Source organism: Streptomyces sp. NPDC085931 (assembly GCF_044540565.1).
Taxonomy (GTDB): domain Bacteria; phylum Actinomycetota; class Actinomycetes; order Streptomycetales; family Streptomycetaceae; genus Streptomyces.
In genome coordinates this window covers 138,111-157,875 of record NZ_JBITSK010000005.1, presented here as the reverse complement: position 1 = coordinate 157,875, position 19,765 = coordinate 138,111, and the positions used below count along the sequence as shown (strand labels likewise).

Genomic DNA, 19,765 nt, shown 5'->3' with positions numbered 1-19,765 from the left:
CCCGCTCCCGTCCCGCTGTCCGTGACGGGCGCCACCCGTCGGTCGACGCCCGCCCACCTCGCGGCTTCCCCCGGCGTCCTGCCGATAATCCCGCGCCCACGGCGACCGGGACCTGCCAGGATGAGCCGATGCCCACCTCATACGACACGCCTGACGTCCTGGACCGGCGCGACGGCCCGCACGGCGAGGTCGTGCTGCGGCGGCACGGTGACCGGCTGGAGATCATCGCCAACGGCTGTTTCCTGATGGACACCTCCGACGGCCGCTCGGAGCGCCGGCTCGTCGACGCGGCCCTGGACGCCCTGCCCGGCCGGGAGCGCCCCGACGTGCTGATCGGCGGACTCGGCGTCGGCTTCTCGCTGGCACACGCCGCGGCGGAGCCGCGCTGGGGACGCATCGCGGTGGTGGAACGCGAGCCCGCGATCGTCGAATGGCACCGCGACGGCCCGCTCTCCGCGATCTCCGCCGAGGCCCTCGCCGACCCCCGCACCGAAATCGTCGAAGCCGATCTCGTCGCCTACGTCAATGAGACATCCGACACGTACGACGCCCTGTGCCTCGACATCGACAACGGCCCCGGCTGGACCGTGACGGAAGGCAACGCGCAGCTCTACGGCGAAGCCGGACTGGCAGGCTGCGCACGGGTGTTGAGGCCCGGCGGGGTCCTCGCGGTGTGGTCCGCCCAGCCGTCTGCGGAATTCGAAGAAACCTTGTGGAATGCCGGGTTCCAACAGGTGCGTACCGAAGAGATCCCGGTTGCCCGGGGCGTTCCCGACGTGGTGCACCTCGCCGTCCGCCCTGGATAGCAAAGGCGTGCTGCCTGCCCGTACGCTGCTCCTCTGACGCCGATCATTCAAGCGTCAATCGCAACGATGCGCAGGCATGGCCAGTCAGAAGGAATCACCCCACTGATTCCGGAAAGCACACCCCAGGGGCGGGCGATGGAGCAGACACAGACCTCCCACAACGGTTCGGCGACGGCTACCCCGGGCGCGCAGCGCCGGGTGCTCGTCGTCGAGGACGACGCCACGATCGTCGACGCCATCGCGACCCGCCTGCGAGCCGAGGGATTCCTCGTGCAAACCGCGGGTGACGGTCCGGCCGCCGTGGACACCGCGGAGGCGTGGCAGCCGGACCTGCTGATCCTCGACATCATGCTGCCCGGCTTCGACGGTCTGGAGGTCTGCCGTCGTGTGCAGGCCGCCCGCCCGGTGCCGGTGCTGATGCTCACCGCGCGCGACGACGAGACCGACATGCTGGTCGGTCTCGGCGTCGGCGCCGACGACTACATGACCAAGCCGTTCTCGATGCGGGAGCTGGCGGCGCGCGTGCACGTGCTGCTGCGCCGCGTGGAGCGGGCCGCGCTGGCCGCCGCGACGCCGCGCAGCGGCATCCTGCGCCTGGGCGAACTGGAGATCGACCACGCGCAGCGCCGGGTCCGGGTGCGCAGCGAGGACGTCCACCTCACGCCCACCGAGTTCGACCTGCTGGTGTGCCTGGCGAACACCCCCCGCGCGGTCCTCTCGCGTGAGCAGCTGCTCGCCGAGGTCTGGGACTGGGCGGACGCCTCCGGCACGCGCACGGTCGACAGCCACATCAAGGCGCTGCGCCGGAAGATCGGCGCGGAGCGGATCCGCACCGTGCACGGTGTGGGCTACGCCCTGGAGACCCCGACGCCATGAGCGGCGGGCCGGCTGCACGGAGAAACCCCGGGGAGCCGGAACCCTGGGGAAAGGTGAGCCCGTTCTCGATCAAGACCAAGCTGGGCGCACTGGTCGTCATCTCGGTGCTGATCACCACGGGCCTGTCGGTGATCGCGGTGCACACGAAGACGGAGCTGCGCTTCATCACGGTCTTCTCGATGATCGCCACTCTGCTCATCACGCAGTTCGTGGCCCACTCGCTCACCGCGCCGCTGGACGAGATGACGGCCGTGGCGCGCTCCATCTCGCAGGGCGACTACACCCGCCGCACGCGGGAGAACCGCCGTGACGAGCTGGGCGACCTGGCCGTGACGATCAACGCCATGGCCGACGAGCTGGAGGCCCAGGACCGCCAGCGCAAGGAGCTGGTGGCGAACGTCTCGCACGAGCTGCGCACCCCCATCGCCGGGCTGCGCGCCGTGCTGGAGAACATCGTCGACGGCGTCACCCAGGCCGACCCGGAGACCATGCGCACGGCGCTGAAGCAGACCGAGCGCCTGGGCCGGCTGGTGGAGACGCTGCTGGACCTGTCCCGGCTCGACAACGGCGTCGTCCCGCTGAAGAAGCGGCGGTTCGAGGTGTGGCCGTATCTGTCGGGCGTGCTGAAGGAGGCCAACATGGTCGCCTCGGTGCGCGCGGGCATCGCCACCGGCTCGGGCAGTCACACGCGCACGGACGTGCACCTCCACCTCGACGTGCACCCGCCGGAGTTGACCGCGCACGCCGACCCCGAGCGCATCCACCAGGTCGTGGCCAATCTCATCGACAACGCGGTCAAGCACAGCCCGCCGCACGGCCGGGTGACGGTCAAGGCGCGGCGCGGCGCGCTGCCGGAGTCGCTGGAGCTGGAGGTGCTGGACGAGGGACCCGGTATTCCCAAGTCCGAGTGGCACCGCGTCTTCGAGCGGTTCAACCGCGGCAGTGCCAAGCGGCCGCAGGGGCCGGGCAGCGACGGCGGCACGGGTCTGGGCCTGGCGATCGCCCGCTGGGCGGTGGATCTGCACGGCGGACGGATCGGAGTGGCCGAATCCGAGCGGGGTTGCCGGATTCTTGTCACTCTTCCGGGACTTCCATCTGTGCCAAGTTGACGTAAAGTTCGAAGCGGAGCCACAAGATCCACGGGCATCCGCGCTGACGGACACGTGTGATCAGGCACAGGCCCGCGCCACCGGCGTGTCAGGCCCCGCCCTCCCCTTCCCTCTTTAAGCGGAACCACGCTTGTTTCCCGCCATTTCAAGCGCCGAAACACACGGCAAGATGTGACTTGCGCGACGTTGAACGGGCCCGACCTGACCTTCCCGCTCGGGGAGGCGTAGCCTTGATTCCCGCTGTCCATCATCTTGTGAAGCGGAAGAGGGCGGTTGCCGCCGTGTCGCCACAGTCCCCCAGTAACTCGAGCATCTCGACCGACACCGACCAAGCGGGCAAGAACCCCGCCGCGTCGTTCGGTGCCAACGAGTGGCTCGTCGACGAGATCTATCAGCAGTACCTCCAGGACCCGAATTCGGTAGACCGAGCCTGGTGGGACTTCTTCGCCGACTACAAGCCGGGCGCCGCGGGCGCCCCGGCCCCGTCGGGTACCGCGGCCACGGGGGCCGCGGGGACCACCACCGCTCAGCCCGCCGCTCCGGCCCAGGCCTCCGCCCCGGCGGCCGAGAAGCCCGCCGCCGCGCAGGCCCCGGCTCAGGCCAAGGCATCGGCTCCGGCTCCGGCTCCGGCCGAGGCGAAGCCCGCCGCGCAGGCCCCGGCCCAGGCCGCCGCTCCCGCGAAGGCCGCCCCGGCCCCCGCGAAGCCGGCCGCTCCCGCGAAGAAGGCCGAGCCCGCCGCCGAGGCCCCCTCCGGCCCCGAGCAGGTCGTGCTGCGCGGCCCCGCCGCCGCGGTCGCGAAGAACATGGACGCCTCCCTGGAGCTGCCCACGGCCACGTCCGTGCGCGCGGTCCCGGTGAAGCTGCTGTTCGACAACCGCATCGTCATCAACAACCACCTCAAGCGGGCGCGCGGCGGGAAGATCTCCTTCACGCACCTCATCGGCTACGCCATGGTCCAGGCGATCAAGGCCATGCCGGCGATGAACTACTCGTTCGCGAAGGTCGACGGCAAGCCCACCCTGGTCAAGCCGGACCACATCAACCTCGGTCTCGCCATCGACCTGGTCAAGCCGAACGGCGACCGCCAGCTCGTCGTCGCGGCGATCAAGAAGGCCGAGACGCTGAACTTCTTCGAGTTCTGGCAGGCCTACGAGGACATCGTCCGCCGCGCCCGCGACGGCAAGCTGACGATGGACGACTTCACCGGTGTCACGGTCTCCCTGACCAACCCCGGCGGCCTGGGCACGGTCCACTCGGTGCCGCGCCTGATGCCCGGCCAGTCCGTGATCATGGGCGTCGGCTCCATGGACTACCCGGCGGAGTTCCAGGGCACCAGCCAGGACACCCTGAACAAGCTCGGCATCTCGAAGGTCATGACGCTCACGTCGACCTACGACCACCGGGTCATCCAGGGCGCCGCCTCCGGCGAGTTCCTGCGCCAGGTCGCGAACCTGCTCCTCGGCGAGAACGGCTTCTACGACGACATCTTCGAGGCGCTGCGCATCCCCTACGAGCCGGTCCGCTGGCTCAAGGACATCGACGCCAGCCACGACGACGACGTCACCAAGGCCGCCCGCGTCTTCGAGCTGATCCACTCCTACCGGGTCCGGGGCCACGTCATGGCCGACACCGACCCGCTGGAGTACCAGCAGCGCAAGCACCCCGACCTGGACATCACCGAGCACGGCCTCACGCTCTGGGACCTGGAGCGCGAGTTCGCCGTCGGCGGCTTCGCCGGCAAGTCGATGATGAAGCTGCGCGACATCCTCGGCGTCCTGCGCGACTCGTACTGCCGCACCACCGGCATCGAGTTCATGCACATCCAGGACCCCAAGCAGCGCAAGTGGATCCAGGACCGGGTGGAGCGCCCGCACTCCAAGCCGGAGCGCGAGGAGCAGCTGCGCATCCTGCGCCGGCTGAACGCGGCCGAGGCGTTCGAGACGTTCCTGCAGACCAAGTACGTCGGCCAGAAGCGCTTCTCCCTGGAGGGCGGCGAGTCCGTCATCCCGCTGCTGGACGCGGTGCTGGACTCGGCCGCCGAGTCCCGTCTGGACGAGGTCGTCATCGGCATGGCCCACCGCGGCCGCCTGAACGTCCTCGCCAACATCGTCGGCAAGTCGTACGCGCAGATCTTCCGCGAGTTCGAGGGCAACCTCGACCCGAAGTCGATGCACGGCTCCGGCGACGTGAAGTACCACCTGGGCGCCGAGGGCACCTTCACGGGCCTCGACGGCGAGCAGATCAAGGTCTCCCTGGTCGCGAACCCGTCGCACCTCGAAGCCGTCGACCCGGTCCTGGAGGGCGTCTCCCGCGCCAAGCAGGACATCATCGGCAAGGGCGGCACGGACTTCACGGTCCTGCCCGTGGCGATCCACGGCGACGCGGCCTTCGCGGGCCAGGGCGTGGTGGCCGAGACCCTGAACATGTCGCAGCTGCGCGGCTACCGCACCGGCGGCACGGTCCACATCGTCATCAACAACCAGGTCGGCTTCACCGCGGCCCCCGAGTCCTCGCGTTCCTCCATGTACGCGACGGACGTGGCCCGCATGATCGAGGCCCCGATCTTCCACGTGAACGGCGACGACCCGGAGGCCGTGGTCCGTGTGGCCCGGCTGGCCTTCGAGTTCCGCCAGGCGTTCAACAAGGACGTGGTGATCGACCTCATCTGCTACCGCCGCCGCGGTCACAACGAGTCGGACAACCCGGCCTTCACGCAGCCGCTGATGTACGACCTGATCGACAAGAAGCGCTCGGTGCGCAAGCTGTACACCGAGTCCCTGATCGGTCGCGGCGACATCACCCTGGAAGAGGCCGAGCAGGCGCTGCAGGACTACCAGGGCCAGCTGGAGAAGGTCTTCACGGAGGTCCGCGAGGCCACCTCGCAGCCGAACATCGTGGAGACGTCCGACCCGCAGGCCGAGTTCCCGGTCGCCGTGAACACCGCGGTGACCACGGAGGTCGTCAAGCGGATCGCCGAGTCCCAGGTCAACATCCCCGACCACGTCACCGTCCACCCGCGTCTGCTGCCGCAGCTGCAGCGCCGGGCGTCGATGGTCGAGGACGGCACCATCGACTGGGGCATGGGCGAGACCCTCGCGATCGGCTCCCTCCTGCTGGAGGGCGTCCCGGTCCGCCTGGCGGGCCAGGACTCGCAGCGCGGTACGTTCGGCCAGCGCCACGCGGTCATCATCGACCGCAGCACGGGCGAGGAGTACACGCCGCTGCAGTACCTCTCCGAGGACCAGGCGCGGCTGAACGTCTACAACTCCCTGCTGTCCGAGTACGCGGCGATGGGCTTCGAGTACGGCTACTCGCTGGCCCGCCCCGAGGCGCTCGTGATGTGGGAGGCGCAGTTCGGCGACTTCGTCAACGGCGCGCAGACGGTGGTGGACGAGTTCATCTCGTCGGCCGAGCAGAAGTGGGCCCAGACCTCCGGTGTCGTGCTGCTCCTGCCGCACGGCTACGAGGGCCAGGGCCCGGACCACTCCTCGGCCCGCCCGGAGCGCTTCCTGCAGATGTGCGCCCAGAACAACATGACGGTCGCCATGCCGACGTCGCCGTCGAACTACTTCCACCTCCTGCGGTGGCAGGTGCACAACCCGCACCACAAGCCGCTGGTGGTCTTCACGCCGAAGTCGATGCTGCGCCTGAAGGCGGCGGCATCGAAGGCGGAGGAGTTCACGACCGGGCAGTTCCGGCCGGTCATCGGCGACGCGTCGGTCGACCCGGCCGCGGTCAAGAAGGTCGTCTTCTGCGCCGGCAAGGTCTACTACGACCTGGACGCCGAGCGGCAGAAGCGCGGCGTGACGGACACGGCGATCATCCGCATCGAGCGGCTGTACCCGCTGCCGGGTGCCGAGCTCCAGGCGGAGATCAAGAAGTACCCGAACGCCGAGAAGTACCTGTGGGCCCAGGAGGAGCCGGCGAACCAGGGTGCCTGGCCGTTCATCGCGCTCAACCTGATCGACCACCTGGACCTGGCGGTCGGCGCGGACGTCCCGCACGGCGAGCGCCTGCGCCGCATCTCGCGCCCGCACAGCTCGTCCCCGGCGGTGGGTTCCGCGAAGCGGCACCAGGCCGAGCAGGAGCAGCTGGTGCGTGAGGTGTTCGAGGCGTAGGTCCCGCATCCCGTCGCACGTCACCGGGCCGCATCCCCGCCGGGGGGTGCGGCCCGGCCGCATATCCTTGAGCCATGTACTTCACGGACCGTGGCATCGAGGAACTGGAGAAGCGGCGCGGCGAGGAGGAGGTCACCTTCGAGTGGCTCGCCGAGCAGCTGCGCACGTTCGTCGATCTCAACCCCGACTTCGAGGTGCCGGTGGAGCGCCTGGCGACGTGGCTGGCCCGGCTGGACGACGAGGACGACGAGTAGCGGACCGCGCGGGGACCGACGGACGACAGGGGCGGGCCGCCCCCGGACACGCCAGACGGACGCGCCCTGGCCGAACGACCGCAACCGGATGCGCCAGGCCCCGCCCCGGCCGAGCCGCCGGGCGCGGCGCCGCGCCCCCCGCATCCGGGGTCGGGCATCGGTGGCCGAACGGCCACCACCAGGCTCGCCAGGCCCCGCCCCGGCCGAGCCGCCGCTGCACGGCTGGACCCGCGCGCTCCACGAGGGCCCCGTACCCGGTGCCGTGCTTCCGCGCTGACGGCCCTGCTCGCCGCGTTCTCGTGGCGGACGGATCGACTGCCCCGCACCCGGCGCCCGCATCCGGCGCCCGCCCCGCCCGCCCACCGGGCGGGTGTCAGTCGCGCGGGTGCGTGAGGTCGTAGGCCAGGCCCAGCGCGCCGTGTGCCATGAGCAGTGCCCCGGCCGCGGTCCAGCCCCAGCCGCCACCGCGCAGCCGTAGCCGTAGCCCCCAGGCCAGCAGGGGTACGCCCGCAGCCACCTGGGCGAGGGCCAGCGCGCGGGCCCTCGGGCCGCCCGCCCACGGCAGCCAGGGGCCGAGACGGCTGTGCTCGACCGTGCCGCCCTCCACCACCGCCTCGCGCAGGCCGGGCCACTCGACGGGCAGGCTGTCCGGCAGCACGGCGGCGGCTTCGCGGAGCCGGTCGGCGGGGACGCCGGGAGCGAGCCCCGGCGGCATCAGAACGCCCACGCGCGCGAGGACCGCCAGCAGGCCGCGCAGCCGGGCGGGCGCGTCGGCGGCCGCGTCGGGCTTCGTCAGCTGTTCGAGGGCCTGCAGGTCCAGTACGGGATCGAGCCCCACGCGCGCGGCGAACGTGCGCATCGCCTCGTCCTCCCCCGCCGGGACGCCGCTCGCGAGCCAGACGAACCCGACCGGGCGGCGGAAGCCGTAGGCGAGGGAGAAGCCCGCGTGGTCGGCGTCCCACCACAGGGCGAGGACGGGCCAGGGCGCGCCCACGGCCAGGGCGGTGGCCCAGCCGGTGACCACACGGTCGACGGGCTCGGTCCCGTCCCGCCAGGGCCGGCCCTCGGGGACGAGGACGCTCCAGTCGTCGCCCGCCCGGGTCAGCCGCATCGGCTCGCGCAGCAGTCGGGCGACGGGGGCGACGGCCCCCGGCACCGCCCGGCACAACAGCAGCGCTCCTGGCGCGGGACCGGTGGACGCAGCTTCCGTCGGCATGCTCACACGCTAGGGCGAATCACTCATCTTTGAGCACTTATGTACGCTACCCCGTCCTCAGAACGGGTGTCTTGACTTTCCCCGTCCACGATATATCGTGAATTTCAGTAGACGCGATATGGCGCGTCGGGTCGGAAGGTCTCACGATGTCCGAGTGGTCCGTCACGGAACCGAGCAAGCTCACCTTCGACGAGCCCGTGAGCGATCTCCACGTACGCCTGGTCAACGGAACGGTGAACGTGGTGGGCACGGACGAAGGTTCCGCCCGCCTGGAGATCTCCGAGATCGAGGGCCCACCCCTGGTGGTGACCCGGCAGGGCGGCACCCTGACGGTGGCCTACGAGGACCTGCCCTGGAAGGGCTTCCTGTCCTGGCTGGACCGCAAGGGCTGGCGCCGCAGCGCGGTGGTCTCCCTGGCCGTCCCGGCGGCCACGCGCGTGGAGCTGGGGGTCGTCGGCGCGGCGGCCGTCGTCTCCGGCATCGAGAGCCCGACGGTGGTCAAGGGCGTCACCGGCGACACGACCCTGGTGGGCCTGTCCGGCCCGGTCCGGGCCGACACGGTCTCCGGCAGCCTGGAGGCCCAGGACGTCACGGGCGACCTGCGGTTCAACTCGGTCTCCGGCGACCTCACCGTGGTCGAGGGCGCCGGCCGCTCGGTACGGGCCGACTCGGTGAGCGGCTCCATGATCGTCGACCTCGCCCCGGACGGCCCGACGGACGTGAAGCTGACCAGCGTCTCCGGCGAGATCGCGATCCGGCTGCCGCACCGGGCGGACGCCGAGGTCGAGGCCAACACGGCGAGCGGAGCCGTCTCCAACGCCTTCGACGACCTCCGGGTGCACGGCCAGTGGGGCGCCCACAAGATCACCGGCCGCCTCGGCGCGGGCACCGGCACCCTGCGGGCCACGACGGTCAGCGGCTCGATCGCCCTACTGCGCCGCCCGGCCCGGGACGACGACCCCGCGCCACAGGACGCGCATCCCGGCACCGACAGTCCTCCGGCGGCCCCGGCGCGCCACCCCGGGGGCGACTCGGGAGACAATTCCGTCTCCGGCCCGGGCGACGGCACCGCCACCGCCCCGGCCGACGGCACGACCGACAAGAAGGTGCTCTGACATGCCCCCCGTCTTCGCCCACGGCCGCCTCCGCCTCTACCTGCTGAAGCTGCTGGACGAGGCCCCTCGCCACGGCTACGAGGTGATCCGCCTCCTGGAGGAGCGCTTCCAGGGGCTGTACGCACCGTCGGCGGGCACCGTCTACCCCCGTCTGGCCAAGCTGGAGGCCGAGGGTCTGGTCACGCACACCACCGAGGGCGGCCGCAAGGTCTACTCGATCACGGACGCGGGCCGGGCCGAGCTGGCCGACCGCAGCGGCGAGCTGGCCGACCTGGAGCTGGAGATCCGGGAGTCCGTCGCCGAGCTGGCCGCCGAGATCCAGGCGGACGTGCGCGGAGCGGCGGGCGACCTGCGCCGCGAGATGCGCGCCGCCGCGACCGAGGCCCGGCGGGACAACGGCGGCCGCGCCGGCGGCGCCGAGAGCCCCTTCGGCGACTTCGCGCAGTACGGCGACAAGGACGCCTGGCGCATCGCCAAGGAGGAGATGCGACGCGCCCGGCAGGAGTGGAAGGAGCAGGCCCGCCGCGCCAAGGACGAGAGCCGCCGCGCCCGGGAGGACGCCCAGCGCGCCCGCCGCCAGGCGAAGGAGGCCCAGGAGCAGGCCCGCGCCCAGGCGCAGGAGCAGGTGCAGCGCATCGCCCGCCGCGTCCAGGAACAGGTGCAGGACCACTTCACCCGCGGCGACTGGCCGACCGGTCTGCGCGAGGGCCTCAGCGAACTGGTCAAGGAGGTCGGCGAGTTCGGCAAGGACTACGGCAAGGACTTCGGCTTCGACTGGACCGGCGCCGGCACCGGCACCGGCAAACCGGGCGCACCCGCGGAGGGTTCCCGACCCGCCGAGGACTTCCCGGCCTCCTACGAACCGGCCTGGGCCCACGAGGACGCCACGGAGTCCACCGGCGACCCCGCCCGCGACCTGGACCGTCTCCTCGACCGCTTCCGGGACGACATCCGCGACGCGGCCCGCGACCACGGCGTCACCCCCGACCAGCTGCGCGACGCCCGCCGTCATCTGTCGACGGCCGCGGCCCACATAGGAGCGCTCCTGCGCACACCGAAGAAGTGACCGGCCGCGCTCAGCCGGCCTTGGCCTCGCCGCCACCCCCGTACAGCACGCGCACCAGCGACGCGTACGTCACCCCGTGATCGGCGAGGACCTCGGCCGGCACGCCCGGGCGCATGGTCAGGGCCAGCAGCAGGTGCTCGTCACCGATGTGCCGGTCCCGCTGGGCGAGGGCCGCGCGCAGCGACCTCTCCAGCACGTCCTTGGCGGAGCGTCCGAAGGAGGGCCGCCCGGACCACCAGCGCTTGTCCGCGCGGTCGCCGGACATCGCGCCGACGCCGTGCACCTCCTCCACCCGGGCGACGATCTCCGCCACATCGATGCCCAGCCCGGCGAGCGCGTCGCTCTCCGCCCGGGACAGCCCGGCCCTCCTGCGCGCCTCCCGCAGTGCCTCACGCACCGGCTCCCGCCCCTCCGGTCCGAGCCCCAGGGCGGCGAGCGCGAACGACCCCCGACTGCCCTCCCGGTCGAGCAGGGCCAGCAGCAGATGCTCGGCCTCCACGCACTGCCCGCCACCAGCCCCGTCGACGTGGGCGAAGGCGCTCTTCACCACGTCCCGGGCGTCCTTCGTGAACCGCTCGAACATCAATGCCTCCCGTACTTCTTGTGCACGGCCTGCCTGCTCACCCCGAGTTCGGTGGCGATCTCCTGCCACGACCAGCCCTGATTGCGCGCGTTGCGCACCTGCACGGCTTCCAGCTGCTCCAGCAGCCGGCGCAGCGCGGCCACGGCCCGCAGGCCGACCCGCGGATCACGGTCACCGGCGCGCTCGGCCAGATCGGTTGCTTCGGTCATGCTGTCAACATAGGTTGACAGCAGGGCATCCGTCAACCGGGGTTGACATGCAGAACGGCCGGCCCGTCTCCGGACCGGCCGTCGAGGCACCTCGCGCCGCGCGCTCAGGGATTCGTCAGCACGATCTTCCCGAACTGCTCACCGGCGGCGAGCCGTTCGAAGCCCTCACGCGCACGGTCCAGGGGCAGCACGTCGTCGATGACGGGCCGCACGCCGGTGGCCGCGCAGAACGCCAGCAGGTCCTCCAGCTCGTCCTTGGTCCCCATCGTGGAGCCGACGACCTTGAGCTCCAGGAAGAAGATGCGGGTCAGCTCGGCGTGCGAGGGCCGGTCGCCGCTGGTGGCACCGGAGATGACCAGGGTGCCGCCGGGCTTCAGCGACTTCACGGAATGCGACCAGGTCGCGGCCCCCACGGTCTCGATGACGGCGTCCACCCGGTGCGGCAGGCGCGCCCCGGCCTCCAGCGCCTCCACGGCCCCCAGCTCCACGGCCCGCTTGCGCTTGGCCTCGTCCCGGCTGGTGGCGAAGACCCGCAGCCCGGCCGCCTTGCCGAGCACGATGGCGGCCGTGGCGACCCCGCCGCCGGCGCCCTGCACGAGCACGGAGTCGCCGGGCCGGACACCGGCGTTCGTGAACAGCATCCGGTAGGCGGTCAGCCAGGCCGTCGGCAGACAGGCGGCCTCCTCGAAGGAGAGCTCCTTCGGCTTGGGCAGGATGTTCCAGGTCGGCACGGAGACCTGCTCGGCGAAGGTCCCCTGGTAGCGCTCGGTGAGGATGGAACGGGGTTCCTTCGGGCCGACCCCGTGCCCGCTCTGTCCGATGACGGAGTGCAGGACGACCTCGTTGCCGTCCTCGTCGACACCGGCGGCGTCGCAGCCGAGGATCATCGGCAGCTTGTCCTCCGCGAGGCCGACGCCGCGCAGGGACCAGAGGTCGTGGTGGTTGAGGGAGGCGGCCTTGACGGTGACGGTGCTCCAGCCGGGGCGGCCCTCGGGAGCCGGGCGCTCTCCCGACTCCAGGCCGGACAGCGGCTGGTCGCGGTCGATTCGGGCGGCGTAGACAGCGAACATGACCTTGACGATAGGTTCCCCACCGGGGCGACGGAACCGTACGGGCCTGTGAGACACACCCTCTTGCCAGAACCGGCACGCCCCTGCTGCGGCGGGGGCGGGACCCGCAACCCGGCGGGGGCGGGGGTGCCGCCGCGCGCGCCTGCGGCAGCGTCCGGGATCCGTCCGCACCCCCGCACCACCCGAACAGCCGATCCCCGGCAAAGAAATGACCCCGCCCGGACGGGCGGGGTCACCTCGTCACTCGGTCGGCCGGATCAGCGGCGGGCCACACCCTCGGCCCGCGCCGCCGCGGCGACCGCCGCCGTCACCGCCGGCGCCACCCGCTCGTCGAACGGCGACGGGATGACGTAGTCGGCCGCGAGGTCGTCCCCGACCACGGCCGCCAGCGCCTCCGCGGCGGCCAGCTTCATCCCCTCGGTGATCCGGGAGGCCCGCACCTGCAGCGCCCCCGCGAAGATCCCGGGGAACGCCAGCACGTTGTTGATCTGGTTCGGGAAGTCCGACCGCCCGGTGGCGACCACGGCCGCGTACCGGTGCGCGATCTCGGGATGCACCTCGGGGTTCGGGTTGGCCATGGCGAAGACGAACGCGCCCTCGGCCATCGACGCGACCGCGGACTCGGGCACCGTCCCGCCGGACACCCCGATGAACACGTCGGCCCCGGCGAGCGCCGACTCCAGCGACCCGGTGAGCCCGGCCTTGTTCGTGAACCCGGCCAGCTCGCGCTTCACGTCGGTGAGGTCGTCCCGGTCCGCCGACACGACACCCTTGCGGTCGGCCACCGCGACATCCCCGATCCCGGCCTCGACCAGCATCTTCGCGATGGCGACACCGGCCGCGCCGGCGCCGGAGATGACCGCCCGCAGGTCGCCCACGGCCCGTCCGCTCAGCCGCGCCGCGTTCCGCAGGGCGGCCAGCGTCACGACGGCCGTGCCGTGCTGGTCGTCGTGGAAGACCGGGATGTCCAGCCGCTCCTGCAGCTTCCGCTCGATCTCGAAGCACCGCGGCGCCGAGATGTCCTCCAGGTTGACCCCGCCGAACGAGGGCGCGAGCCGCACCACCGTCTCGACGATCTCGTCGACGTCCGTGCAGTTCAGCGCGATCGGGACCGCGTCCACACCGCCGAACTGCTTGAACAGGATGGCCTTGCCCTCCATCACCGGGAGGGAGGCCTCGGGCCCGATGTCTCCGAGCCCCAGCACGGCCGTACCGTCCGTCACGACGGCGACGACCGAGGACTTCCACGTGTAGTCGTGCACCAGCTCCGGCTGCTCCGCGATCGCGCTGCACACCTTCGCGACGCCGGGCGTGTACGCCAGGGACAGGTCGTCCTTGTCACGGACCGGCACCGTGGCCTGCACGGCCATTTTGCCGCCGCGGTGCAACGCGAACGCCGGATCGAACGAGTCGAGGGGCTCCGCACTGCCCTCGTTGCCCGCATCACCGGTCTTGCTCTCGCTGCGAGGATTGACGATCTCCGCTGCCACTTCGTTTTACCCCTTAAATCTTCATTGGTTTGAGGGTGGCCACTCCTGGTGAGGGGTGGGCGGGACCGCGCACGGCCGTGGTCGTGCTCTGTACGTGATACGTACGGGCGCGTGCGCGACGGGCGCGCCGCACACGCGCCCTGAGCCCCGGATGAGGGGTGTAAAGACCCTTCTTACCGGACGGAAGGCACCGAGGACGAGTCCATAACGCCAAGGTCACATACCGGCGCCCTGACTCTTCGTCCAAAATCGGGGCAAGGGCTGGACAAACCATCGAGAACCACTCAAGCGGTGGTGAAGCCCGCGGCCTCCATGTCGAAATCCCGGGATATGCCGAAGATCTTCCGGCCGGAAGGAGGCATTCCCACAGAAGGTCCGGCCGTGATGTACCGGAGTGGTGCGGTTCGGGGGTCGCCCGTTATCCGATTTTGACATGGCTGGCCCCCAGAATGGCGCAGTCCGAATGGCAAGATGCCGTAATCACACGAGGTCGCGACACTCGAAGACGTGTGTTCTCGTCGACCCACGGCGCTGCCGACCCCGTCGGCAGGCCACGGCACTGCCGAGCCCATCGGCAGCGCTGAGCCCCATCGGCAACTCCACCCATCCGCCGGAGGAACCCACCATGACCGCAAGCTCCACCCGTCGTACGACCGCCGCCCGCTCCCGGCTAGCAGCGGTCGGTGCGATCGCGGTCGCAGGCGCGCTGATGCTCACCGGATGCGGTGACCAGACCAAGGACAACGGCTCGGACAGCGACACCGCTACGGCCTCCGCCCCGCTCGCCGACAAGCTGCCCAAGGCGATCCGCGACAAGGGCGTCATCAAGGTCGGTTCGGACATCGCCTACGCCCCGGTCGAGTTCAAGGACAGCTCCGGCAAGGTCGTCGGCATCGACCCGGACATCGCCGCCGCCATGGGCAAGCAGCTCGGTGTCGACTTCCAGTTCGAGAACGGCACCTTCGACACGCTGATCACCGGTCTGCGCTCCAAGCGGTACGACATCGCCATGTCCGCGATGACCGACACCAAGGACCGCCAGGAGGGCATCGACTCCGACACCGGCAAGAAGGTCGGCGAGGGCGTCGACTTCGTGGACTACTTCACCGCCGGTGTGTCGATCTACACCAAGAAGGGCGACGACCAGGGCATCAAGACCTGGTCCGACCTGTGCGGCAAGAAGATCGTGCTGCAGCGAGGCACGGTCTCCGAGGACCTCGCCAAGGCCGAGTCGAAGAAGTGCCCGTCCGGCAAGAAGATCGCCATCGAGCCCTTCGACAACGACCAGCAGGCCCAGACCCGCCTGCGCGCGGGCGGCGCCGACGCCGGCTCGTCCGACTTCCCGGTCGCCGCGTACGCCGTGAAGACCTCCGGCGGCGGCAAGGACTTCCAGCTGGTCGGCGAGCAGGTCGAGGCCGCTCCGTACGGCATCGCGGTCGCCAAGAACCAGACGGAGCTGCGGGACGCCCTCAAGGCCGCGCTCGACGCCATCATCAAGAACGGCGAGTACGAGAAGATCCTGAAGAAGTGGGGCGTCACGGACGGCTCCGTCGACGAGGCCACGATCAACGGCGGCAAGTGACCGCGACGCAGCGGCACTGAAAGGCAACACCCGTGACTGTTGACATCGACAAGACGGCGGGCGACACGCCCCCGGCCGGGCCGGAGGCCATCAAGGCCATCCCGGTCCGGCACTACGGGCGGTACATCTCGGCCGTCGCCGCCCTCGCCCTGCTGGGCGGCGTCGTCTACGCGTTCGCCCAGGGCAAGATCAACTGGGACGCGATCCCGGACTACTTCTTCGACGACCGCATCGTCGACGGCGTGGGCAAAACGCTCCTGCTGACGGTGCTGTCCATGGCGATCGGCATCATCGGCGGCGTCCTGCTCGCCGTGATGCGCCTGTCGAAGAACCCGGTGACCTCCTCGATCGCCTGGTTCTACATCTGGTTCTTCCGCGGCACCCCGGTCCTGGTCCAGCTGATCGTCTGGTTCAACCTGGGCCTGGTCTTCGAGTACATCAACCTCGGGCCGTTCTACAAGGACGAGTGGTCGGACTTCATGACCCCGTTCCTGACGGCGCTGCTGGGCCTCGGCCTGAACGAGGCGGCGTACATGGCGGAGATCTGCCGTGCCGGTCTGCTGTCGGTCGACGAGGGCCAGACCGAGGCGTCGCACGCGCTCGGCATGAGCCACTCCAAGACGCTGCGCCGGATCGTGATCCCGCAGGCGATGCGCGTGATCGTGCCGCCGACGGGCAACGAGGTCATCAACATGCTGAAGACGACCTCGCTGGTCTCGGTCGTCCAGTACCCCGAACTGCTCCGCGCCGCCCAGGACATCGGCCAGACCTCCGGCGCCCCGGCCGAGATGCTGTTCCTGGCGGCGGCCTGGTACCTGCTGCTGACCTCGGTCTTCAGCGTCGGCCAGTACTACCTGGAGCGGTACTACGCGCGTGGTTCGAGCCGGTCGCTCCCGGCCACGCCGTTCCAGAAGATCAAGGCGAACGTGCTGTCCCTGTCCAGCCGCTCGAAGCCGACGGGAGGCAAGGCATGACCGCCATGGTGAAGGCCGAGGGCGTCCACAAGTCCTTCGGCGCGGTCGAGGTGCTCAAGGGCATCGACCTGGAGGTGAAGTCCGGCGAGGTGTTCTGCCTCATCGGCCCCTCCGGCTCCGGCAAGTCGACGTTCCTGAGGTGCATCAACCACCTGGAGAAGATCAGCGCCGGCCGTCTGTACGTCGACGGCGAGCTGGTCGGCTACAAGCAGAAGGGCGACAAGCTCTACGAGCTGAAGGACAGCGAGGTCGCCCTGAAGCGCCGGGACATCGGCATGGTCTTCCAGCGCTTCAACCTGTTCCCGCACATGACGGCCGTCGAGAACGTCATGGAGGCACCGGTCCAGGTCAAGGGCGTCAACAAGGGCCAGGCGCGGCAGCGCGCGCTGGAGCTGCTGGACCGGGTGGGCCTGGCCGACAAGGCGGGCAACTACCCCTCCCAGCTCTCCGGCGGCCAGCAGCAGCGCGTCGCCATCGCGCGGGCGCTGGCGATGGACCCGAAGCTGATGCTGTTCGACGAGCCGACGTCGGCGCTGGACCCGGAGCTGGTGGGTGACGTCCTGGACGTCATGCGCGACCTCGCCGAGTCCGGCATGACGATGGTCGTCGTCACCCACGAGATGGGCTTCGCCCGCGAGGTGGGCGACAGCCTGGTCTTCATGGACGGCGGCGTGGTGGTCGAATCCGGCCACCCGCGCGAGGTGCTGACCAACCCGCAGCACGAGCGGACGAAGTCGTTCCTGTCCAAGGTGCTCTGAGGGCGGCCACGGCGAGGGGGCGGTACGGAATCTCCGTGCCGCCCCCTTCGCTCTGCCCCGCGCGGCTACTTCATGGCGAGCAGCAGGGTGTCCGAGGGCGAGCACCACACCGGCCTGACCTCGCCGAACCCCTTCTCGCGCAGCACGCGCGCGTGCCACTGCACCGACGGAGCGTCCCCCTCGGCGTGGTCGCCGTAGATCTCGTTGCGGCGGGCCGTCGGTCCGGCGAGGGCCGGGTCCTTCGCGGCGAGCTGCCACCACTCGGTCCAGCCGAGGACGCCGGACTGCCTGGCCTGTTCCATGCGGGCGTGGCGCTGCGCGCGCTCGGCGGCGTTGATCCTGGGTGTCGTCTCGTCGATCATGTGGTCCGCGTTCATGAAGACCCCGCCGTCGCGGACGAGTCCGGCGAGGCGGCCGTAGAGCTCCGCGAGAGGTTCCCGGTGCAGCCAGTGCAGGGCCGTCGCGGTCAGGACGGCGTCGTACGCATCGTGCGGCAGCCGCGCCGGCCAGTCGGGGTCCTTGAGGTCGGCGGTGACCAGGGTGACCCGGTCGTCGCCGGCGAAGGTGCCCTCCGCGATGGCGAGGAGCGCCGGGTCGAGGTCGACGCCGGTGCTCGTGGCGTCCGGGAACCGGGCGAGCAGCCGGGCGGTGATGCTGCCCGTGCCGCAGGCGAGGTCGAGGACGCGCGGGGCGGTGCCCACGACGGCCTCCACCATGTCGAGCATGATGCGGAACCGCTCCTCGCGGTCGGGCATGTACCACTCCTGCTGGCGGTCCCAGCTCGCCTGCCAGGCCTGCCAGTCGGTGGTGGCCGTGGTGGTGTCCGCGTCCGTCATCGAGCCCCTCCGTCGTAATACCCTGGATACACGATCAGCTGTTACCAGCGCGCACTCACGACCATAAAGCCCCTCCGTAAGGACTACAAGTGGAACTGGCCTATTACTCGGACTACGCCGTGCGCCTCGTGAACACCGAGGAGCCGGCCCGGGGCACGGACACCCTGACCTCGGTGGGGGCCGTGCGCGATCTGTTCGGCGGCCAGCAGTCGGCCGCGCGCCGTGCCACCGACGCGGACGTGACCCGGTTCCGCTCGGTGCGGGCCCGGCTGCGCGCGGTCTTCGAGGCGGCCGACAGCGGCGACGAGCAGCTCGCCGTGGACCTGCTGAACTCGCTGCTGCTGGAGTTCCCGGTCAGCCCGCAGATCTCCGGCCACGACTTCCGCGACGACGACGGCCGCCCGCTGTGGCACATGCACCTGGCGGACCACCCGTCCAACGCCACCGCCGGCTACGCGGCGATCGCCGCGATGGGCCTGGCCTTCCACCTGACCGAGTACGGCGTGGACCGCCTCGGCCTGTGCGAGGCCCCGCCCTGCCGCAACGCCTATCTGGACACCTCGACCAACCGCTCCCGGCGCTACTGCTCCGACCGCTGCGCGACCCGCGCCAACGTGGCGGCCTACCGGGCCCGCAAACGCCTGGAGGCGGCCCGGCCCGACCTGCCCGGGAAGACGGGCCTGGCGGCCGACAGCGCCCAGCCGAGCAGCGCCCAGGGCGAGCGCCGGCCGGGCCTGAGCGGCCGGTAGCGGAACCGGACCCGCCCCAGCACCAACTCGTCGGGGACGACGCCGTAGTCGGTGCTGTCGCCGCCGGCGTAGGTGTTGTCGCCGAGCACCCACCAGCCGTTCTCGCGCCGCTGGGCGGCCCGTTTCACCACGAGCAGGTCCTGCTGGAAGGGATGCCGCAGCACGACCACGTCACCGGGCCTGATCCGGGCGCCGTAGTGCACGAGGAGCCGGTCCCCGTGGTACAGCGTGGGCACCATGGACGGCCCGGTCACCTCGGCCACCCCGAAGGGCGCGGCCGGCCTCCCCCGCTCGGACTCCTGCGACAGCTCCGGCATCACCCGGCACCTCCCCGGTTCTTTCCTCCACCAGTCTCAGTCTGACCCCGGACTTTTGTCCTAAGCCCTAGGGGGCACTCGCGAAAACCCCTCCCCCACGGAGTAATGTCCCCTGTGAGAAGACGATCACGAGGAAGGAATGCTCCATGCTTTCCCGCCTGTTTGCACCCAAGGTCAAGGTCAGCGCGCACTGCGACCTTCCCTGCGGTGTCTACGACCCCGCCCAGGCCCGCATCGAGGCGGAGTCGGTCAAGGCCGTCCAGGAGAAGATGGCCGGAAACGACGACCCGCACTTCCAGGCCCGCGCCACCGTCATCAAGGAGCAGCGCGCCGAGCTCGCGAAGCACCACGTCTCGGTGCTCTGGAGCGACTACTTCAAGCCCCCGCACTTCGAGAAGTACCCGGAGCTGCACCAACTGGTCAACGACACCCTGAAGGCCCTCTCGGCCGCCAAGGCGTCGACGGACCCGGCCACCGGCCAGAAGGCGCTGGACTACATCGCCCAGATCGACAAGATCTTCTGGGAGACCAAGAAGGCCTGATCGCCTCGTACGCCGAAGGGGCCCGGCCGCCGATCCGGCCGGGCCCCTTCGTCGTGCGGCTGCCGGCCGGGCCCTTTCGCCGTGCGGGTGCCGGT

At 70.8% G+C, this 19,765-nt stretch carries 18 protein-coding genes and 1 pseudogene; 12 read left to right on the top strand and 7 right to left on the bottom strand.

Annotated elements, in window-relative coordinates:
* The first annotated feature begins 128 nt into the window (after positions 1–128).
* The 5 genes from ACIGAN_RS11915 to ACIGAN_RS11895 all read left to right on the top strand — a co-directional run bounded on the left by ACIGAN_RS11915 (position 129) and on the right by ACIGAN_RS11895 (position 7,163).
* The gene (locus tag ACIGAN_RS11915; protein WP_399856959.1) at positions 129–806 is read left to right on the top strand and encodes a spermidine synthase; all 678 of its coding nucleotides are present in this window, start codon (positions 129–131) and stop codon (positions 804–806) included.
* Positions 807–941: 135 nt separating this feature from the next.
* Positions 942–1,682, top strand: a complete 741-nt coding sequence (locus ACIGAN_RS11910; protein WP_309097915.1) for a response regulator transcription factor — start codon at positions 942–944, stop codon at positions 1,680–1,682.
* Positions 1,679–2,791 carry a HAMP domain-containing sensor histidine kinase gene (locus ACIGAN_RS11905; protein WP_094055972.1) on the top strand — a complete coding sequence of 371 codons (1,113 nt, stop codon included), beginning with the start codon at positions 1,679–1,681 and terminating at the stop codon, positions 2,789–2,791. The genes ACIGAN_RS11910 and ACIGAN_RS11905 overlap by 4 nt, the downstream gene beginning before the upstream one ends.
* A 281-nt stretch (positions 2,792–3,072) precedes the next feature.
* Positions 3,073–6,909, top strand: a complete 3,837-nt coding sequence (locus ACIGAN_RS11900) for a multifunctional oxoglutarate decarboxylase/oxoglutarate dehydrogenase thiamine pyrophosphate-binding subunit/dihydrolipoyllysine-residue succinyltransferase subunit (protein WP_399856957.1) — start codon at positions 3,073–3,075, stop codon at positions 6,907–6,909.
* Positions 6,910–6,983: 74 nt separating this feature from the next.
* On the top strand, positions 6,984–7,163 hold the full coding sequence (locus ACIGAN_RS11895) for a DUF6104 family protein (protein ID WP_003992906.1): 180 nt from the start codon (positions 6,984–6,986) through the stop codon (positions 7,161–7,163).
* Positions 7,164–7,536: 373 nt separating this feature from the next.
* On the opposite strand, the gene ACIGAN_RS11890 is transcribed toward ACIGAN_RS11895, so the two are convergent.
* Positions 7,537–8,379 (bottom strand): hypothetical protein, encoded by an 843-nt coding sequence (locus tag ACIGAN_RS11890; protein ID WP_399856955.1) that lies wholly within the window; start codon positions 8,377–8,379, stop codon positions 7,537–7,539.
* A gap of 146 nt (positions 8,380–8,525) precedes the next feature.
* Between ACIGAN_RS11890 and ACIGAN_RS11885 the strand changes: the two genes are divergently transcribed.
* Both ACIGAN_RS11885 and ACIGAN_RS11880 read left to right on the top strand, forming a co-directional pair.
* Positions 8,526–9,494 (top strand): DUF4097 family beta strand repeat-containing protein, encoded by a 969-nt coding sequence (locus ACIGAN_RS11885; RefSeq protein ID WP_399856953.1) that lies wholly within the window; start codon positions 8,526–8,528, stop codon positions 9,492–9,494.
* Position 9,495: 1 nt separating this feature from the next.
* Complete coding sequence (locus ACIGAN_RS11880) at positions 9,496–10,560, top strand: PadR family transcriptional regulator (RefSeq protein WP_399856951.1); 1,065 nt, start codon at positions 9,496–9,498, stop codon at positions 10,558–10,560.
* 10 nt (positions 10,561–10,570) lie between these two features.
* Here ACIGAN_RS11880 and ACIGAN_RS11875 read toward each other — a convergent pair whose 3' ends face one another.
* The 4 genes from ACIGAN_RS11875 to ACIGAN_RS11860 all read right to left on the bottom strand — a co-directional run bounded on the left by ACIGAN_RS11875 (position 10,571) and on the right by ACIGAN_RS11860 (position 13,912).
* A complete protein-coding gene (locus ACIGAN_RS11875; RefSeq protein ID WP_365087622.1) occupies positions 10,571–11,143 on the bottom strand; it encodes a Clp protease N-terminal domain-containing protein in 573 nt (190 codons plus the stop codon).
* Positions 11,143–11,352, bottom strand: a complete 210-nt coding sequence (locus ACIGAN_RS11870; RefSeq protein WP_003992902.1) for an HTH domain-containing protein — start codon at positions 11,350–11,352, stop codon at positions 11,143–11,145. Before ACIGAN_RS11870 ends, ACIGAN_RS11875 begins: the two co-directional genes overlap by 1 nt.
* 104 nt (positions 11,353–11,456) lie before the next feature.
* Positions 11,457–12,422, bottom strand: a complete 966-nt coding sequence (locus tag ACIGAN_RS11865) for a zinc-binding dehydrogenase (protein ID WP_365738745.1) — start codon at positions 12,420–12,422, stop codon at positions 11,457–11,459.
* Positions 12,423–12,679: 257 nt separating this feature from the next.
* Positions 12,680–13,912 carry an NAD(P)-dependent malic enzyme gene (locus ACIGAN_RS11860; protein ID WP_365087624.1) on the bottom strand — a complete coding sequence of 411 codons (1,233 nt, stop codon included), beginning with the start codon at positions 13,910–13,912 and terminating at the stop codon, positions 12,680–12,682.
* A gap of 625 nt (positions 13,913–14,537) precedes the next feature.
* On the opposite strand from ACIGAN_RS11860, the gene ACIGAN_RS11855 reads away from it, so the two are divergent.
* Genes ACIGAN_RS11855 through ACIGAN_RS11845 form a run of 3 tightly spaced genes read left to right on the top strand, consistent with a single transcriptional unit; the run spans position 14,538 to position 17,226 of the window.
* Positions 14,538–15,494, top strand: coding sequence for an ABC transporter substrate-binding protein (locus ACIGAN_RS11855; protein WP_365738749.1), 957 nt, complete (start codon positions 14,538–14,540; stop codon positions 15,492–15,494).
* A gap of 32 nt (positions 15,495–15,526) precedes the next feature.
* Entirely contained in the window at positions 15,527–16,468 is a 942-nt protein-coding gene (locus tag ACIGAN_RS11850) for an amino acid ABC transporter permease (RefSeq protein WP_399856948.1), read from the top strand.
* Positions 16,465–17,226 carry an amino acid ABC transporter ATP-binding protein gene (locus ACIGAN_RS11845; RefSeq protein ID WP_399856946.1) on the top strand — a complete coding sequence of 254 codons (762 nt, stop codon included), beginning with the start codon at positions 16,465–16,467 and terminating at the stop codon, positions 17,224–17,226. The genes ACIGAN_RS11850 and ACIGAN_RS11845 overlap by 4 nt, the downstream gene beginning before the upstream one ends.
* Positions 17,227–17,291: 65 nt before the next feature.
* Here ACIGAN_RS11845 and ACIGAN_RS11840 read toward each other — a convergent pair whose 3' ends face one another.
* Positions 17,292–18,062 carry a class I SAM-dependent methyltransferase gene (locus tag ACIGAN_RS11840; protein ID WP_399856944.1) on the bottom strand — a complete coding sequence of 257 codons (771 nt, stop codon included), beginning with the start codon at positions 18,060–18,062 and terminating at the stop codon, positions 17,292–17,294.
* 89 nt (positions 18,063–18,151) lie between these two features.
* On the opposite strand from ACIGAN_RS11840, the gene ACIGAN_RS11835 reads away from it, so the two are divergent.
* A complete protein-coding gene (locus ACIGAN_RS11835) occupies positions 18,152–18,811 on the top strand; it encodes a CGNR zinc finger domain-containing protein (protein ID WP_399856942.1) in 660 nt (219 codons plus the stop codon).
* A gap of 65 nt (positions 18,812–18,876) precedes the next feature.
* Here ACIGAN_RS11835 and ACIGAN_RS11830 read toward each other — a convergent pair.
* Positions 18,877–19,050 (bottom strand): annotated as a pseudogene (locus ACIGAN_RS11830) (S24 family peptidase); the annotation flags it as partial.
* A gap of 224 nt (positions 19,051–19,274) precedes the next feature.
* Between ACIGAN_RS11830 and sodN the strand changes: the two are divergent.
* Positions 19,275–19,670 (top strand): superoxide dismutase, Ni, encoded by a 396-nt coding sequence (gene sodN, locus ACIGAN_RS11825; protein WP_004983535.1) that lies wholly within the window; start codon positions 19,275–19,277, stop codon positions 19,668–19,670.
* Positions 19,671–19,765: the final 95 nt, after the last annotated feature.

Coding starts and splice junctions, on each gene's coding strand:
- ACIGAN_RS11880 (WP_399856951.1), top strand. CDS start 9,496: ATGCCCCCCGTCTTCGCCCACGGCCGCCTCCGCCTCTACCTGCTGAAG.
- ACIGAN_RS11845 (WP_399856946.1), top strand. CDS start 16,465: ATGACCGCCATGGTGAAGGCCGAGGGCGTCCACAAGTCCTTCGGCGCG.
- ACIGAN_RS11870 (WP_003992902.1), bottom strand. CDS start 11,352: ATGACCGAAGCAACCGATCTGGCCGAGCGCGCCGGTGACCGTGATCCG.
- ACIGAN_RS11885 (WP_399856953.1), top strand. CDS start 8,526: ATGTCCGAGTGGTCCGTCACGGAACCGAGCAAGCTCACCTTCGACGAG.
- ACIGAN_RS11890 (WP_399856955.1), bottom strand. CDS start 8,379: ATGCCGACGGAAGCTGCGTCCACCGGTCCCGCGCCAGGAGCGCTGCTG.
- ACIGAN_RS11855 (WP_365738749.1), top strand. CDS start 14,538: ATGACCGCAAGCTCCACCCGTCGTACGACCGCCGCCCGCTCCCGGCTA.
- ACIGAN_RS11895 (WP_003992906.1), top strand. CDS start 6,984: ATGTACTTCACGGACCGTGGCATCGAGGAACTGGAGAAGCGGCGCGGC.
- ACIGAN_RS11875 (WP_365087622.1), bottom strand. CDS start 11,143: ATGTTCGAGCGGTTCACGAAGGACGCCCGGGACGTGGTGAAGAGCGCC.
- ACIGAN_RS11905 (WP_094055972.1), top strand. CDS start 1,679: ATGAGCGGCGGGCCGGCTGCACGGAGAAACCCCGGGGAGCCGGAACCC.
- sodN (WP_004983535.1), top strand. CDS start 19,275: ATGCTTTCCCGCCTGTTTGCACCCAAGGTCAAGGTCAGCGCGCACTGC.
- ACIGAN_RS11865 (WP_365738745.1), bottom strand. CDS start 12,422: ATGTTCGCTGTCTACGCCGCCCGAATCGACCGCGACCAGCCGCTGTCC.
- ACIGAN_RS11910 (WP_309097915.1), top strand. CDS start 942: ATGGAGCAGACACAGACCTCCCACAACGGTTCGGCGACGGCTACCCCG.
- ACIGAN_RS11840 (WP_399856944.1), bottom strand. CDS start 18,062: ATGACGGACGCGGACACCACCACGGCCACCACCGACTGGCAGGCCTGG.
- ACIGAN_RS11915 (WP_399856959.1), top strand. CDS start 129: ATGCCCACCTCATACGACACGCCTGACGTCCTGGACCGGCGCGACGGC.